The organism is Qipengyuania sp. S6317L1 (assembly GCF_023015615.1).
Taxonomy (GTDB): Bacteria; Pseudomonadota; Alphaproteobacteria; order Sphingomonadales; family Sphingomonadaceae; genus Erythrobacter.
Genome location: NZ_JALKAJ010000002.1, coordinates 934,776 through 948,557, shown reverse-complemented (window position 1 = coordinate 948,557; position 13,782 = coordinate 934,776). Strand labels below are relative to the sequence as shown.

Genomic DNA, 13,782 nt, shown 5'->3' with positions numbered 1-13,782 from the left:
GTCTTGGGGAACAGGCTCATGAAATCACCTCTCCTAAAAGGCGCAGCACTTCTTGGTGCAAGCGCTCTTATCGCACAGCCAGCCATGGCTGCCGCGCCAGATGCGGAAGCCGTTTCCGCTGGCACGGCTTACATTTTCAATACTCTGCTGTTCTTGATCGGCGGCTTCCTCGTGATGTGGATGGCCGCTGGCTTTGCCATGCTCGAAGCTGGCCTTGTCCGCGCAAAGAACACATCAACGCAGTGCATCAAGAATATCGGCCTTTATTCGATTGCCGGTTTGATGTTCTGGGTGATCGGTTATTCGATCGCTTATCCGGGTTTTGCCGAAGGGTCGCTTGGCCTCTTTGGCGTGGCTGGCTTTCCTTATGCAATGCAAGGCGTCGGCTCGGCGGACACTGAAACCGGCTATTCGGTCGCTTCAGACTGGTTCTTCCAGATGGTGTTCTGCGCAACCACCGCTTCGATTGTTTCGGGCACGGTAGCAGAGCGTGTGAAGATCGTTCCGTTCTTCATCTTCGTAACTGTTCTCACCGGCATCATCTATCCAGTTGTTGTCAGCTGGGAGTGGGGCGGCGGCTATCTTGATAGCGTCCATGGCTTCAGCGACTTCGCTGGTTCTACCCTCGTCCACTCAACCGGTGGCTGGGCAGCTCTTGTCGGCGCGATCATCATCGGCGCACGTGCAGGCCGCTATGGTGCAGACGGCAAAGTGAACGTTTTCCCGGGCGCGAACATTCCGCTTGCAACGCTGGGCACTTTCATCCTGTGGCTCGGTTGGTTCGGCTTTAACGGTGCATCGCAGCTTGCGATGGGCACTGTGGGCGATGCCTCTGACGTCTCGAAGATCTTCGTCAACACCAACATGGCAGCAGCCGGCGGTGTGGTCGTTGCGATCATCCTGACGCAGGTTCTCTATAAGAAAGCGGACGTTACCATGGCGCTTAACGGCGCGCTGGCTGGCCTTGTTTCGATTACGGCTGAGCCTCTTGCGCCAACCGTGGGTCAATCGATCCTTATCGGCGGCATCGGCGGCGTGATCGTGGTCTTCACCGTTCCGCTGCTCGACAAGTTCAAGATCGACGACGTTGTCGGCGCAATCCCTGTTCACCTCGTTGCAGGTATCTGGGGTACGCTGATCGTTGCCTGGACGGGTGATGCGACCTTCATGGGTCAGTTGGTCGGTGTTCTTCTCACCGCTGTCTGGGTCTCGGCTGCATCGGCTGTCGTCTGGCTCGCTCTCAAGTTCACCATCGGTCTGCGTCCTTCGGAAGAAGACGAGATGATGGGGCTCGATAAGGCCGAAATCGGCGTCGAAGCCTATCCTGAATTCGCTCGGTAAGAGCGCAAACAGTTTGGCGCAGGGAAGGACCTCTCTCCTCTCTCTCCCTTCCTTGCGCCAACCGACGTTCCTCCTGCGAACGAACAAACTCATGAAGGCCGGAGCGCGAGAAACGCTCCGGCCTCTTTTTTATGTCTCAGATGATATGGGTTAGGCGGTTTCGGCGGCCTTGATGAAGTCGGCGCAGCGTTCGCCAATCATTATCGATGGCGCATTTGTGTTGCCACTGACCAGCTTGGGCATGACGCTCGCATCCGCAATCCAAAGCCCGTCCAGCCCGCGCATTTTCAGCGTTGGGTCAACCACCGCATCGTCATCGCCGCCCATGCGACAGGTGCCTACGGGGTGATAGACGGTGTCCGCGCGCTCGCGGATCAATTGATTGAGCTCATCATCATCATCGAGGTTGATGGGATGTCGGTCAGTGGGGCCAAAGGCTTGCATTGCCGGTGCATCAACAATCCGATGAGACAGCCGGACCCCGCCGCGCAAAACAGCGATGTCGCGATCGTCGTCAAGGAAATTGGGATCAATCACCGGCGCTGCCGCAGCATCGTTTGAGCCGAGCCGGACTGTGCCGTGGCTTTCGGGACGAAGCACACAGGCGTGGAGTGAAAAGCCATGGGTGTTCACTTTCTCGCGCCCATGATCCTCCAGAACCGCCGGCACAAAATGCCATTGCACATCAGGAGCAGGCGCGCCGTCGCTGACTGTCCAGAACCCGCCGCCCTCTGCATAAGGCGTGGTCATTGGACCGGTGCGACTGCGACGATGTTCAAGGATAGCGGCGGCCATCTTGAGCGTACCTTTGAGCGTTCCGCCAATCGGAACATCGCTTTCGGTTTCCCAGCCGGACACGTAGTCGATGTGATCTTGCAGGTTGGAGCCCACAGCGGGCTTGTCCAACACCACGTCGATATTGTGTTCCCTGAGGTGGCCGGCAGGGCCAATACCCGAAAGCATCAGGATCTGTGGCGAATTGAAAGCGCCTGCTGACAGAACAACGCCTTTGGTTGCGTGCAGCACCTCGGACTTTTTGCCGCGCCGGATTTGCACACCGGTAACACGGCCCTCTTCGATCACGAGCTTTTCGACCAGGGTGTTCGTGCGGATGTCGATATTGCCTTGCTCGCGAATGGGCTCGACATAGGCGCGGGACGCGGACCAGCGTTCGCCATCACGCTGTGTCACCTGATACAGGCCAAACCCTTCCTGTGTCTCACCGTTAAAATCGTCATTGCGCTTCAACTGAAGCTCGGCTGCTGCCTCGACAAAGGCTCCGCTGGCCGGGTTTACCCCGCGCTGGTTGGAGACGAAGAGCGGCCCGCCGGCGCCGTGATAATCATCCGCGCCGCGCTCGTTGCTTTCGGCCTTGCGGAAATAGGGCAGGACATCGTCGTAGCTCCAGCCGGTGCAGCCCATCGCGGCCCAGTTATCATAGTCCCAGCGATTGCCGCGGATATAGACCATCGCGTTGATTGCGGAAGAACCACCGAGGCCGCGCCCGCGCGGCTGATATCCGATCCGGCCGTTCAACCCCTCTTGAGGGACGGTTTCAAATTTGTAGTTCGACGAATTGCGGATGAAGGGCATGAAGCCCGGCGTCTTGATGAACACGTTGTCGTTGCGGCCGCCCGCTTCCAACAAACAAACCCGCCGTGTCCCATCTACGCCCAGACGTCCAGCTACAGCGCTACCTGCACTGCCACCGCCAATGACGATGTAGTCAAAACTCTCCATGATCTCTCCTTCACATAGGAGAGTTAGCAGCTTCGGCAGAGCCTGCAATCAGGTTTTGATCAGCCACTGGCTTTGCTTCGACAGGCAAGGTGCCCCTCTGACGCTGTTGCCAGCGTGCGCGGATCGTGTCGGAAGTCTCGCGGCTACCGTCGTGAGACCAGCCCGGTTCGCGCAGCAGATAAGACAGCTTATGCCTCCAGGGCGCGCGCCAGATGTCGCTCACCATGCCGATCCATTCATGGAAAACCGCGTAGAACAGATTGAAACTGCCAAGCTGTTTTACAATCCCGTAACGAATGGGTTCGCCGCCTTCATCGGTGCGTTGTTCGGGTTCAAAGGTGCCGAACATCTTGTCCCAGATGATGAAAACGCCTGCGTAATTTCGATCGAGATAGCGCGGGTTGGTCGCGTGGTGGACGCGATGGTGGCTGGGCGTGTTCATCACCGCCTCAAACCACTTCGGCATGCGGTCGATCGCCTCGGTGTGGATCCAGAATTGGTAAATGAGGTTAAACCCGCCGCAGATTGCGATCATCACCGGGTGAAAGCCCAGCAGCACCAAAGGAATCGCAAACAGCAAGCCGAAGGTGAAAGCACCCGTCCAACTTTGTCTGAGAGCAGTGGAGAGATTATAGTGCTGCGAGGAATGATGGTTCACATGGCTTGCCCACATCCAACGGATACGGTGCCCGGCGCGGTGGACCCAGTAGTATTTGAGATCATCCAGCACGAAGCATAGAGGCCAAGCCCACCAGATGGCCCACCACTGATCCCCCATATCGAAGATTCGGTATTCATATGCCTCGATAAATACATATGCTGCCAATCCGCCGAACAGAGCACCAGCTATGGTTGAGCCAAGGCCAAAGGCGAGGCTGACCAGGGTGTCCATCGGCTCATAGGCCTCTGGCCGCCGGAACCGCGCCCACACCATCTCGGCGAGCACTGCGACCACGAACAAGGGGACCGCATATTGGGTGGGTGAAAAGTCTGGCATTACGCGTGTCTATAGCCGGTTGATTGCATCGACCCAAGTCGCAGGCTTATCAAGCGAAAGGCGAACAGGGCCAAAGCGGGGGTCGCCGCAGGTAACGATGATCGCATCGACTTCCTCGCTCACGCGCGCATCGCTTGATAAAATGCGGCCCGCGAACTGATTGCCGTGACGTTTGATCAGCATGATCCTTCCTTCATCATCCGATGCAAGCGCCGCCAAGCCGCCTCTGGCAATGGCGACGCGCCGCGCCTCGAAACCGTCTTCTACCTCGGTCGCAACCGATTTCACCGATTCGTCATTCTCAAGCACGCGCTCGCCGCCCAGTCGCATGGCGCGGGCAAGGGCATAAAGCGCAAGGATCGCAATCAGCGACCCTGCGAACTGCACGAGGAGAGGGGGAATATCCATCGTAAGCAAGGCTAAATCCCGGAACGCGCGTTTCAGCGCGCCGCCAGCATATCCATCATCGGGCGGATCGGGCTTACATCATAACCAGCCGACATGGCTGCCTGCGTAATCTGATCGGGGTCATCACCCATCTTGGCCTTGGCCAGAGCCCAAAGGAAGGTCGAACGGGTGCCCGACCGGCAATAGGCAAGAACAGGCCCTTCTGCGTTTTCCAGAACCCCGACCATGGCATCAACCTGTTGTTCGCTAAAGCCGGAATGTCCAATTGGAACAGCAACATAGGCGAGGCCTGCTGCCGTGGCTTCTGCTTCGACATTGGCGCTTTGAGGGGCGCTTGGCTCTTCCCCGTCTGGACGATTGTTGACGATTGTCTTGATTCCCGCCGCCTTTGCTGCCGTCACATCGGGGAGCGTAATCTGCTCACTGGCGAATACATCTTGAGAAAGGGCTTTAAAATTGGGCACAGTAGTTAGGCTCCTGTTTCGCGTCTTTGATCCAGCCCGTGATTTCTCGCAAAAGCTGGGTTTTGCTGTCTTGCTGCATGGATTTGACAAGCAATGATGTTGCTTGAACCTGTCACACTTGGGCGGCATAAACCATAATGAGTTTAAATCATTCGCATAGCGGCCTTATGTGCGCTATGGTGGGACGAGAAAGAGGCACAATCAGATTCTTGATTGCGCCGCAAACGTTTGGCGCGGCTCGTTGCCCCCGCTGTCAGCGTTCGTGAATTTGGGCAGCGTGATAAGGTAATTGCTCAGTTATGGGATACGATAGGGGACGTCGACGCGGTCGGGACAAGCGCGATGGTTTCGGCGAGGACGGCTTCGATCCATTTGGCGGCGGCGACGGCTATAAGCCCCCGCGCGATTTCGGAAATGACCGTGGTGGAGACCGCTTCGGCGGCGGCGATCGTTATGGCGGCGGAGGCGGTGGAGACCGTTTCGGCGGCGGTGACCGTGATCGCGGCGGCTTTGGTGGCGGCCCACGTGGTGGTGGGGGCGGTGGCCCTCGCGGCGGCGGCGGCGGCGGTTTCAACCGCATGCCCGCTCAAGTTGTCGGCACCGGCAAAGGCACGGTAAAATTTTTCAACGGTCAAAAAGGCTTCGGCTTTATTCAGCAGGAAACTGGCGGTGAGGACGTGTTCGTTCACATCAGCGCGGTCGAGCGTGCTGGGCTTGAGGGCCTCGCTGAAGGCCAGGAGCTCGAGTTCAATCTGGTCGACCGTGGTGGCAAGATTTCCGCGCAAGATCTCCAGGTTGTTGGCGACGTCATCGAAGCACCACAGGCTGCCGCTGCGCCAAAGCGTGAGCTGACCGGTGACAAGGCGACCGGAACGGTCAAGTTCTTCAACTCGATGAAGGGCTTTGGCTTCCTGGTGCGCGACGATGGCCAGCCGGATGCATTTGTGCACATCAGCGCCGTTGAACGCTCTGGCCTCTCAGAGATCGCCGAAGGTGAACGCTTCGAGTTCGACCTCGAAGTTGATCGACGAGGCAAGTATTCAGCAGTCAATCTGGTGCCAGTGCAGGAGTAGCCTCCTTCACCATTCAGGCCGTTTGACCAAGTGTTCGAGCTGCCTTGAAATTTTTTGCATGGCGGCTCATTCATGGGCCGCCATTTGCTTTTGGCCCTATTGTTTTTGATGCGCACTCAAAATCCAGGAAAAGAGAATATGACGATATCGCCGCTCATGCCAGTTTACCCACGGTGCGGAGTCCGTCCGGTGAAGGGCGACCATTGCCACCTGATCGATGAGGATGGCACGCGCTATCTGGACTTTGCCAGCGGGATTGCGGTGAACCTGCTCGGACACTCGCATGAAGGATTGATCAAAGCGATTCAGAACCAGGCGGCCGAACTCATGCATGTTTCGAACCTGTATGGCAGCCCGCAAGGGGAAAAGCTGGCGCAGCAATTGGTGGACGCAAGCTTTGCCGACACCGTTTTCTTCACCAATTCAGGTGCTGAAGCGGTTGAGGGCGCGATTAAGGCAGCGCGCGCCTATCATCAAAATGCCGGCGATGCTGGCAATCCGGAACGGTTTGAGCTGATCACCTTTGCAAACGCTTTTCACGGGCGCACCATGGCCACGATCAGCGCGTCCAACCAGACCAAAATGCACCACGGCTTCTCGCCGCTCCTTGATGGCTTCAAATATGCCGAGTTTGATGATTTGGAATCGGTCAAGGCATTGATGGGCCCCCACACGGCAGGATTTCTCGTCGAACCGATCCAAGGGGAGGGCGGCATTCGCCCTGCTTCCGATGCCTTCATGAAGGGTCTGCGCGAGCTTGCCGATGAGCACGACCTCATGCTGGTCCTCGACGAAGTGCAGTGCGGGGTCGCTCGTACAGGGAAAATGTATGCCTATGAGCACTATGGCATCGAACCAGATATCGTTGCGACAGCAAAAGGGCTTGGTGGCGGCTTTCCTCTGGGCGCTGTCCTTGCAACCGAGAAAGCGGCCCGCGGGATGACCTTTGGAACCCACGGCTCGACCTATGGCGGTAACCCGCTTGCCATGGCAGCAGGAAGCGCGGTTCTTGACGCAGTCGCAAACCCCGAATTTCTTGATAATGTTGCGGAGAAGGGCGAGCGCATCCGCACGCGGCTCGAGCAATTCATCGGCAACTACCCCGATCTTTTCGAGCTTGTTCGCGGCAAGGGATTGATGCTGGGCATCAAGATGAAGGTCGAAAGCCGGCCTTTCTTTGTGCACCTGCGCGACAATCACCAGCTGCTTACGGTTGCGGCAGGTGACAACACGCTTCGGATTATCCCACCGCTTGTTATCGAAGATGCAGAAATCGAAGAGTTCTTCGATAAGCTTTCGGCAGGTGCTGCAAGCTACAAAGTGCCGGAAGCTGCGTGATGGCCTTCGAATTCCGCCATTTTCTCGACCTTGGCGATGCCGGGCCTGACGCAATTGCCGCGATGATTGCAGATGCGATCGACCGGAAAGAGGCGCGTATCGACCTGCCCAAAGGCCGGGCCGATGCTGATCAGCCCTTGGCCGGGCGCGTTCTCGCCCTGGTATTCGAGAAGAACTCGACCCGGACCCGGGTGAGCTTCGATATTGCCATGCGGCAATTGGGTGGAACGGTGTTGATCCTCGAAGCCGGGTCCAGCCAGCTTGGCCGGGGAGAAACGATAGCTGACACCGCCCGCGTGCTCAGCCGCATGGTCGATGCGATCATGCTGCGGACCGACGATCACGCCAAGATCGAGGAAATGGCGCGTCATGCCAGTGTGCCTGTGATTAATGGGCTGACCGACCGTTCGCATCCGTGTCAGATTGTCGCCGATCTTCTCACCGTGATCGAGCACGGCAAATCGCTGCCCGGTTTGGAACTCGCATGGTTCGGCGATGGCAACAATGTCTTGCACTCGGTGCTCGAGGCAGCAGGCTTGATGAAATTCAACGTTCGCGTTGCGACCCCTGCCGGCTTTGAGCCTTCGCCCGAATTTGTCGATATGGCCCGCGCAGGTGGTGCCACTGTAACCTTGACGAATTCCGCAAATGAGGCGGCCACGGGTGCCGATGTGCTTGTGACCGACACCTGGATTTCGATGGGTCAGGCCGACGCGGACGAGAAACGTCGCGCTATGGAGCCGTTTCAGGTGAACGAGGACCTGATGGCGCTAGCAAAGCCTGATGCGCTTTTTCTGCACTGCCTTCCGGCACATGTCGGGGAAGAGGTTAGCGAAAGCGTCTTCGAAAGCGACCAGTCGGTGGTCTTCGACGAAGCGGAAAATCGCATCCACGCGCAAAAATCCGTGCTTTTGTGGTGCTTTGACAGGCTGGGTTGATCCTTGTTTGAGGCTCGGGTCTTATCGAAACGCCTCTTAGCTACCATATACAGCCGCGATGAACGCAACAGCTGAAACCTTCGCCGACAAAATCCTTGGCTTCACAGTGCCCGGCCGCAATGCACGCGGTCGCTTGGTGCGCCTCGACCGCGTAGTTGATGAGGTGCTTGCCGCACACGACTACCCTCCTCCCGTCACTCATCTGCTCGAAGAAGCGCTTGTGCTCACTGCGCTTATGGGTGGCCTTCTCAAATCCGAGGGCGACGATGCGCAACTCACCATGCAAGCACACACGAAAGTGGGCGCAGTCTCGCTTCTTGTTTGTGATTATCGCGGGGGCGACTTGCGCGGCTACGCCGAGTTCGACGCCGAACGTCTCGCAGAGCTAGGAGCCAATCCCACTCTGCCTGCATTGTTTGGTGAAGGGTATCTGGCGATCACGTTCGAGACCGGTGCAGGTCAGCGCTATCAGGGGATTGTGCCACTCGAGGGGGATGGCCTCGCTCAAGCGTGCGAATCCTATTTCAGCCAGTCAGAACAGATTCCGACGCTCATCCGTGTCGCCAGCCGTTCCGGCGGCAGGGGCGGGGTTGCTGCGGGCCTTTTGGTTCAGCATCTTGCTGACGGCGAAGAGGGGCGCGAGCGTCTGCACGTGCGCATGGATCACCCTGATTGGGAGCACGTTGCCACTATGGCTGGCTCGATTGGTCACGATGAGCTGTTGGACGAGAAGCTCTCGCTCGAAACGCTTGTGTGGCGCCTTCTCCATGAGGAGGACGAGGTGCGCGTCCAAGTGGGAAGCGCCCTGTCACGCGGGTGCCGGTGCAGCGCGGACTATTATACTTCTGTCATTTCGCGATTTCCCGAAAGCGAGCGCGACGAAATGCGCAATGATTCGGGGATCATCTCTGTCGACTGCGCATTTTGTGCGAAGACTTTTGAGCTACCAATTTAACATTTCGTCGCTGTTCAGCAACGGCTCATCGTGGAAGTGTAAATTCTCACAAGGAATAGACACGAGATTAGCCGAGGTAGTCGACATGAGTACAAGCCGAAAAATCTCTCCTATTGGCATAGTTGCCGCGGTTGGCATGGTAATGCTGGGTCTGGCGTTGCCTGTCGCTGCTCAGCCCGACAGCCTCTCAATGCTTGGCGGCCTTTCCAAAGGCGAGTGGACGATCAAGCATCGCGATGGCTCTGCGGATCGGAAAATCTGTGTGAAGTCAGGCCGCGAGCTTATCCAGCTGCGCCACCGAGAAGCTGGCTGTAGCCGCTTTGTGGTCGAAGATGCGAAGAGCAAGATTACAATCCAGTACACTTGCCCGGGCAATGGCTATGGGCGCACCGATATCCGCAAGGAAACTGGTGAACTTGTGCAGATTGAGAGTCAGGGCATCGCCTCTGGTCTGCCGTTTCAGTTCGCTGCTGAAGCAAGGCACAGCGGAAGCTGCTGAAACGAACGGCGCCTGGCCGGGATTGCCAAATGGCGATTTGGCGCTTAGCCGCGTCGCCATGACGTCCACTCAATCACCAGCAATCGTGCTCCTGTCAGGGGGGCTGGATTCCATGGTCTCGGCGGCCCGCGCATTGGAGAGCGGTTTTGCCGTCCATGCACTGACGGTCAATTATGGTCAGCGCCACCGGGTCGAACTAGACCGCGCCAAATCGATATCCGAAAAATTGGGACTTGCCAGCCACACCGAGATCGCCCTTGATCTAAGGGCGTTTGGCGGATCGGCCCTTACCGACGATATCGACGTTCCAAAATCAGGGGTCGAGGACACCATCCCTGTAACCTACGTTCCTGCGCGCAATCTTGTATTCTTGGCCCTCACAACCGCTTGCGCCGAGGCTAAGGGGGCACGCGACATGTTCATCGGGGTGAACGCGCTCGATTATTCGGGATACCCCGATTGCCGTCCGGAATTTATTGAAAGCTTCGCTGAAACAGCGAGACTTGGAACCAAGGCCGGGGTCGAAGGCAGCCCGATCACTATTCACGCTCCGCTTCAGCACATGACCAAAGCCGACATCGCAAAAGAGTGTGCGCGGCTAGGTTTGGACCCTGCGTGGAGCTGGTCATGCTATGACCCCACAACCGAAGGTCTCCCTTGCGGCAAATGCGACTCGTGCCGATTGCGCAAAAAGGGTTTTGCCGAAGCGGGAATTACCGATAGCACGATCTACGCTGATTAAGCGGAGGCACCAGCGCCTTCCTTTTCGATGCAACACAATTGGGGAGATAATTCGTTGAGTGACAAAGCGACCGCGCCGGCGGAGACTGAAGATAGCGGTTCCGTCAGCCACGGTGACCAGAGTGTTCCGGCTTATAGCTGGTATGCGCTTAGCGTCTTGGTCCTGATCTACGTCCTCAACTTTATCGACCGTCAGATTCTTTCAATTCTGGCCAATGATATCAAAGCGGATCTCGGCGTTGATGATGCCTATTTGGGTTTTCTCTACGGCACGGCTTTCGCGATCTTCTATGCGCTGTTCGGGATCCCTCTTGGCAAGTTAGCAGACAGTTGGAAGCGGGTCCGATTAATGACCCTGGGGCTCTCGCTCTGGTCAGCCATGACCGCTTTGTCCGGATTTGCGAAAGATGCCGGTCAATTGACTGTTGCACGCATCGGCGTGGGTGTTGGCGAGGCAACCGCCAGTCCCTCGGCCTATTCGCTTATCTCTGACTGGTTTCCAGTTCGACTGCGCGCTACCGCTCTCGCGATATATAGCTCCGGGCTCTACATCGGTGGGGGCATTTCGCTCGCCATTGGTGGAATGGTGGTCGACCGCTGGAACGCGGCGTATCCCGATGGCGGACCGCTCGGTCTTGCGGGTTGGCAGGCGGCTTTTGTCGCCGTCGGCCTGCCAGGATTGCTTTTGGCTATCTGGGTCATGACCCTACGCGAGCCAATAAGAGGCGCGATTGACGGTATTCCAACGCCAGAGGACCCTCACCCGTTTCGCGGATTTGTGCGTGAGCTGACCACCGTCATTCCCGGCTTCACATTCTTCGGAGCGGGGTCTCGCGGTGTTGCGGCTTTACTGATCAACATCGGCGCATTGTTGGTAATGCTTACGGTTGGCCATGGGCTTACTTTGGCGCTGGGCACCGGCCAGGGTTTCATCATGGAAGCGATCCAAGGGGGCCTTGCGACGCAGCTTCCTGCCATCAGCGACCAGTGGCTGCTGCTTGCGATTGGATATTACGCCGTTTTCAGCTGGGCCTGTGCACTTCGAGTTCGCGATTATCCCACTTTCGCTTTGACGTGGGGGTCACCCGCCTTCCTTTGCACCATCCTTGGCTACGGCGCGGTAGCTTTCGTTGCTTACGCCGCGAGCTATTGGGGGGCCCCTTATGCCGAACGCGTTTTCGAAGTCTCGAAGGTTAGCCTTGGATTTTGGCTGGGCGGAGGCGGCGCGCTAGGTGGATTCCTCGGCGTTATTCTTGGCGGTAGAATGGCCGATGTGTTGCTCGCAAAATCCAGCGCGGGGAGGGTATGGGTCGTACTCTTCGGCCTGCTGAGCCCTCTCCCTTTTGCCTATGTGCAATACACAACAGAAAGCTACCCGCTTTTCACCGCTCTTAACATTGTAGTTAGCGGCCTGGCTGCTTCCGCACTTGGGGCGGCAGCAGCTGCCAGTCAGGCTCTCGTCCTCCCGCGCATGCGCGGCACGGCCACTGCTACTTTTTTCCTTGCCACAACGCTCGTTGGGCTTGCGCTCGGGCCGTTTACTGCAGGGTATGTTTCGACACAGAACGGTGATGACTTGAGCGCTGGCGTTCTCTCGACGCTTTGGATTGCACCGATAGGTTTCGCTCTTCTAATTGCATCGATCAAGCTCACGCCGAAAGCTAGCAGCACCGTCGTGGCGCGGGCGGCGGCGGCTGGAGAAGCGATCGAGGTAAAAGCTTGAGGGCTGCTCTAAGCGCCGGCGCTTAGGTGCTACTGGCGCTTAGCAATCGTCAGCTGGGAGAAATCCGCCTTGATACACTAACGGGCCGATAATCCGTTCGAGGATTTGTGCGGCCTCGTTGTGCAGACGCATCAAGCGGCCTCATCTTTGGAGGCTTGGGCTGCACTGAAGTCGGTTCTTTATATTCGACGCAAGATGAAGTGTTAGATTGAACAGACATAAAAAAAGGGCCGGATCGCTCCGGCCCTTTTCTTGTTTGTGATGAAGCCAGAGCTTACATGCCCGAACCCGGACCGTAAGTGACCTCTACGCGACGGTTTTGCAATTCACGCACACCGTCAGCAGTTGGAACACGTGGCTGTGTCTCACCGAAAGCTTCACTGGAAATCCGGCTTGCGGGGATACCGCGACCTGTCAGATATCCGTTTACGCTGTCGTTACGACGTGCAGCGAGTGCTTCGTTGTACGAAACGCTACCAGCACGGTCGGTGTGACCAGCAAGCATGACCGCAGCAGTGCCGCAGTTCGCGTAGGCCGTGACCGCGTTGTCCAGGATCGACGCTGCGTCGGCTGTGATCACTGACTCATCGAAATCAAAGAAAACGATGTAAGGGCCAGTATTGCACGGCGTTGGCGGCGGCGGTGGAGGCGGTGGAGGCGGCGGCGGCGGTGGAGGCGGCGGCGGCGGTGGTGGAGGTGGCGGCGGTGGTGGTGTTTCGCCACCGAAGTTGTAGCTCAGCGTACCCAGAAGCGAGTGAGTGACAAAAGTCGAACTCAGGTCGCGACCGATTGGGTCGATGATGTCGACACCAGGTACCACGAAGTAACGATACTTCAGTCCAACGTCCCAGCTGTCGCTGAGAGGTGTGCGGATACCAGCCAGAAACTGATAGGCAAAGCCGGTGTCGGAATCGTCCCAGACACCAGGACCGTTCGTGTTCACACGACCTTCGTAGTCCACACGAGCGATACCAACACCGCCACCTGCGAACCCTTGCAGGCCGTCGTCGTCACCAAAGTCGAGAAGCCCGTTTACCATGAAGCTAAGAGCGCTTGATGTGCCAATAGCTGGACGGGTTTCCTGACCAAAGAAATTGACCCCTTGATCAGTTCCGTTGAAGTTGAGCGGAAGACCAGCAGAACCGGCTTCGACATTCTCAAGATCAGCGCGACGGTAGCTGGTTTCAGTCTCAAGACGGAAGCCGCCGAAGTCGTAACCTACCGCTGCACCCACATCAAAACCTGTGTCGTGCGAAATGATAGCTTGATCCGGAGTGCCGTTAATATCAATGTCGACGTCCTCAACGATCATCGCACCAGCATCACCTTGGATGTACCATTGGCCCTCGCGGGCCATGGCCGGTGTTGTCAGAGCCGTTGAAGCCATCGCCAAACCAATGACGAAATTGCGCATTATGGAATTCCCCTTTTTCGAGTTGAGGCGCTAGCCCTGTCTAACTTCTCGGTTTTGCACAAGCAAGCAGTCAATGCGCTCGACTGTTGCAAGATTGCCTCTAATTACTCCTTTCTCTTGGAAAAGTGGCGGAAATTCTGGTTTCTTGCCT

The 13,782-nt window shown here is 57.4% G+C and carries 13 protein-coding genes; 8 read left to right on the top strand and 5 right to left on the bottom strand.

The annotated features are described in order from the left end of the window. Window positions 1-18 precede the first annotated feature (18 nt). Complete coding sequence (locus MWU38_RS05910; protein WP_247270886.1) at window positions 19-1,341, top strand: ammonium transporter; 1,323 nt, start codon at window positions 19-21, stop codon at window positions 1,339-1,341. Between the two features lie 150 nt (window positions 1,342-1,491). Here the strand turns inward: MWU38_RS05910 and MWU38_RS05905 are convergent, their stop codons facing one another. Genes MWU38_RS05905 through MWU38_RS05890 form a run of 4 tightly spaced genes read right to left on the bottom strand, consistent with a single transcriptional unit; the run spans window position 1,492 to window position 4,950 of the window. Beyond that, a complete protein-coding gene (locus tag MWU38_RS05905; protein WP_247270885.1) occupies window positions 1,492-3,081 on the bottom strand; it encodes a GMC family oxidoreductase N-terminal domain-containing protein in 1,590 nt (529 codons plus the stop codon). A gap of 10 nt (window positions 3,082-3,091) precedes the next feature. Beyond that, entirely contained in the window at window positions 3,092-4,078 is a 987-nt protein-coding gene (locus tag MWU38_RS05900) for a sterol desaturase family protein (RefSeq protein WP_247270884.1), read from the bottom strand. A 9-nt stretch (window positions 4,079-4,087) separates the two neighbouring features. Next, complete coding sequence (locus MWU38_RS05895) at window positions 4,088-4,486, bottom strand: hypothetical protein (protein WP_247270883.1); 399 nt, start codon at window positions 4,484-4,486, stop codon at window positions 4,088-4,090. A 32-nt stretch (window positions 4,487-4,518) separates the two neighbouring features. Further along, the gene (locus tag MWU38_RS05890; protein ID WP_247270882.1) at window positions 4,519-4,950 is read right to left on the bottom strand and encodes a TIGR01244 family sulfur transferase; all 432 of its coding nucleotides are present in this window, start codon (window positions 4,948-4,950) and stop codon (window positions 4,519-4,521) included. A gap of 299 nt (window positions 4,951-5,249) precedes the next feature. Between MWU38_RS05890 and MWU38_RS14910 the strand changes: the two genes are divergently transcribed. From MWU38_RS14910 to MWU38_RS05845, 7 genes are all read left to right on the top strand, one after another. Beyond that, window positions 5,250-6,023, top strand: coding sequence for a cold-shock protein (locus MWU38_RS14910; RefSeq protein ID WP_281494539.1), 774 nt, complete (start codon window positions 5,250-5,252; stop codon window positions 6,021-6,023). Between the two features lie 138 nt (window positions 6,024-6,161). Then, the gene (locus MWU38_RS05870) at window positions 6,162-7,361 is read left to right on the top strand and encodes an aspartate aminotransferase family protein (protein ID WP_247270881.1); all 1,200 of its coding nucleotides are present in this window, start codon (window positions 6,162-6,164) and stop codon (window positions 7,359-7,361) included. After that, entirely contained in the window at window positions 7,361-8,299 is a 939-nt protein-coding gene (gene argF, locus MWU38_RS05865; RefSeq protein ID WP_247270880.1) for an ornithine carbamoyltransferase, read from the top strand. Before MWU38_RS05870 ends, argF begins: the two co-directional genes overlap by 1 nt. Window positions 8,300-8,357: 58 nt before the next feature. After that, complete coding sequence (locus MWU38_RS05860) at window positions 8,358-9,254, top strand: Hsp33 family molecular chaperone HslO (protein ID WP_247270879.1); 897 nt, start codon at window positions 8,358-8,360, stop codon at window positions 9,252-9,254. Window positions 9,255-9,339: 85 nt separating this feature from the next. After that, a complete protein-coding gene (locus tag MWU38_RS05855; protein ID WP_247270878.1) occupies window positions 9,340-9,753 on the top strand; it encodes a hypothetical protein in 414 nt (137 codons plus the stop codon). A gap of 58 nt (window positions 9,754-9,811) precedes the next feature. Next, complete coding sequence (gene queC, locus MWU38_RS05850) at window positions 9,812-10,495, top strand: 7-cyano-7-deazaguanine synthase QueC (protein ID WP_247270877.1); 684 nt, start codon at window positions 9,812-9,814, stop codon at window positions 10,493-10,495. 27 nt (window positions 10,496-10,522) lie between these two features. Continuing rightward, window positions 10,523-12,217 (top strand): MFS transporter, encoded by a 1,695-nt coding sequence (locus MWU38_RS05845; protein ID WP_247270876.1) that lies wholly within the window; start codon window positions 10,523-10,525, stop codon window positions 12,215-12,217. A 274-nt stretch (window positions 12,218-12,491) separates the two neighbouring features. Here MWU38_RS05845 and MWU38_RS05840 read toward each other — a convergent pair whose 3' ends face one another. Continuing rightward, window positions 12,492-13,631 carry an OmpA family protein gene (locus MWU38_RS05840; protein WP_247270875.1) on the bottom strand — a complete coding sequence of 380 codons (1,140 nt, stop codon included), beginning with the start codon at window positions 13,629-13,631 and terminating at the stop codon, window positions 12,492-12,494. Window positions 13,632-13,782 lie beyond the last annotated feature (151 nt).

Excerpts from the sequence above, each read along its gene's own strand:
- MWU38_RS05910 (WP_247270886.1), top strand. The coding sequence starts at position 19 with ATGAAATCACCTCTCCTAAAAGGCGCAGCACTTCTTGGTGCAAGCGCT.
- MWU38_RS05860 (WP_247270879.1), top strand. The coding sequence starts at position 8,358 with ATGAACGCAACAGCTGAAACCTTCGCCGACAAAATCCTTGGCTTCACA.
- MWU38_RS05870 (WP_247270881.1), top strand. The coding sequence starts at position 6,162 with ATGACGATATCGCCGCTCATGCCAGTTTACCCACGGTGCGGAGTCCGT.
- MWU38_RS05855 (WP_247270878.1), top strand. The coding sequence starts at position 9,340 with ATGAGTACAAGCCGAAAAATCTCTCCTATTGGCATAGTTGCCGCGGTT.
- MWU38_RS05895 (WP_247270883.1), bottom strand. The coding sequence starts at position 4,486 with ATGGATATTCCCCCTCTCCTCGTGCAGTTCGCAGGGTCGCTGATTGCG.
- queC (WP_247270877.1), top strand. The coding sequence starts at position 9,812 with ATGACGTCCACTCAATCACCAGCAATCGTGCTCCTGTCAGGGGGGCTG.
- MWU38_RS05905 (WP_247270885.1), bottom strand. The coding sequence starts at position 3,081 with ATGGAGAGTTTTGACTACATCGTCATTGGCGGTGGCAGTGCAGGTAGC.
- MWU38_RS05900 (WP_247270884.1), bottom strand. The coding sequence starts at position 4,078 with ATGCCAGACTTTTCACCCACCCAATATGCGGTCCCCTTGTTCGTGGTC.
- MWU38_RS05840 (WP_247270875.1), bottom strand. The coding sequence starts at position 13,631 with ATGCGCAATTTCGTCATTGGTTTGGCGATGGCTTCAACGGCTCTGACA.
- argF (WP_247270880.1), top strand. The coding sequence starts at position 7,361 with ATGGCCTTCGAATTCCGCCATTTTCTCGACCTTGGCGATGCCGGGCCT.
- MWU38_RS14910 (WP_281494539.1), top strand. The coding sequence starts at position 5,250 with ATGGGATACGATAGGGGACGTCGACGCGGTCGGGACAAGCGCGATGGT.
- MWU38_RS05845 (WP_247270876.1), top strand. The coding sequence starts at position 10,523 with ATGCAACACAATTGGGGAGATAATTCGTTGAGTGACAAAGCGACCGCG.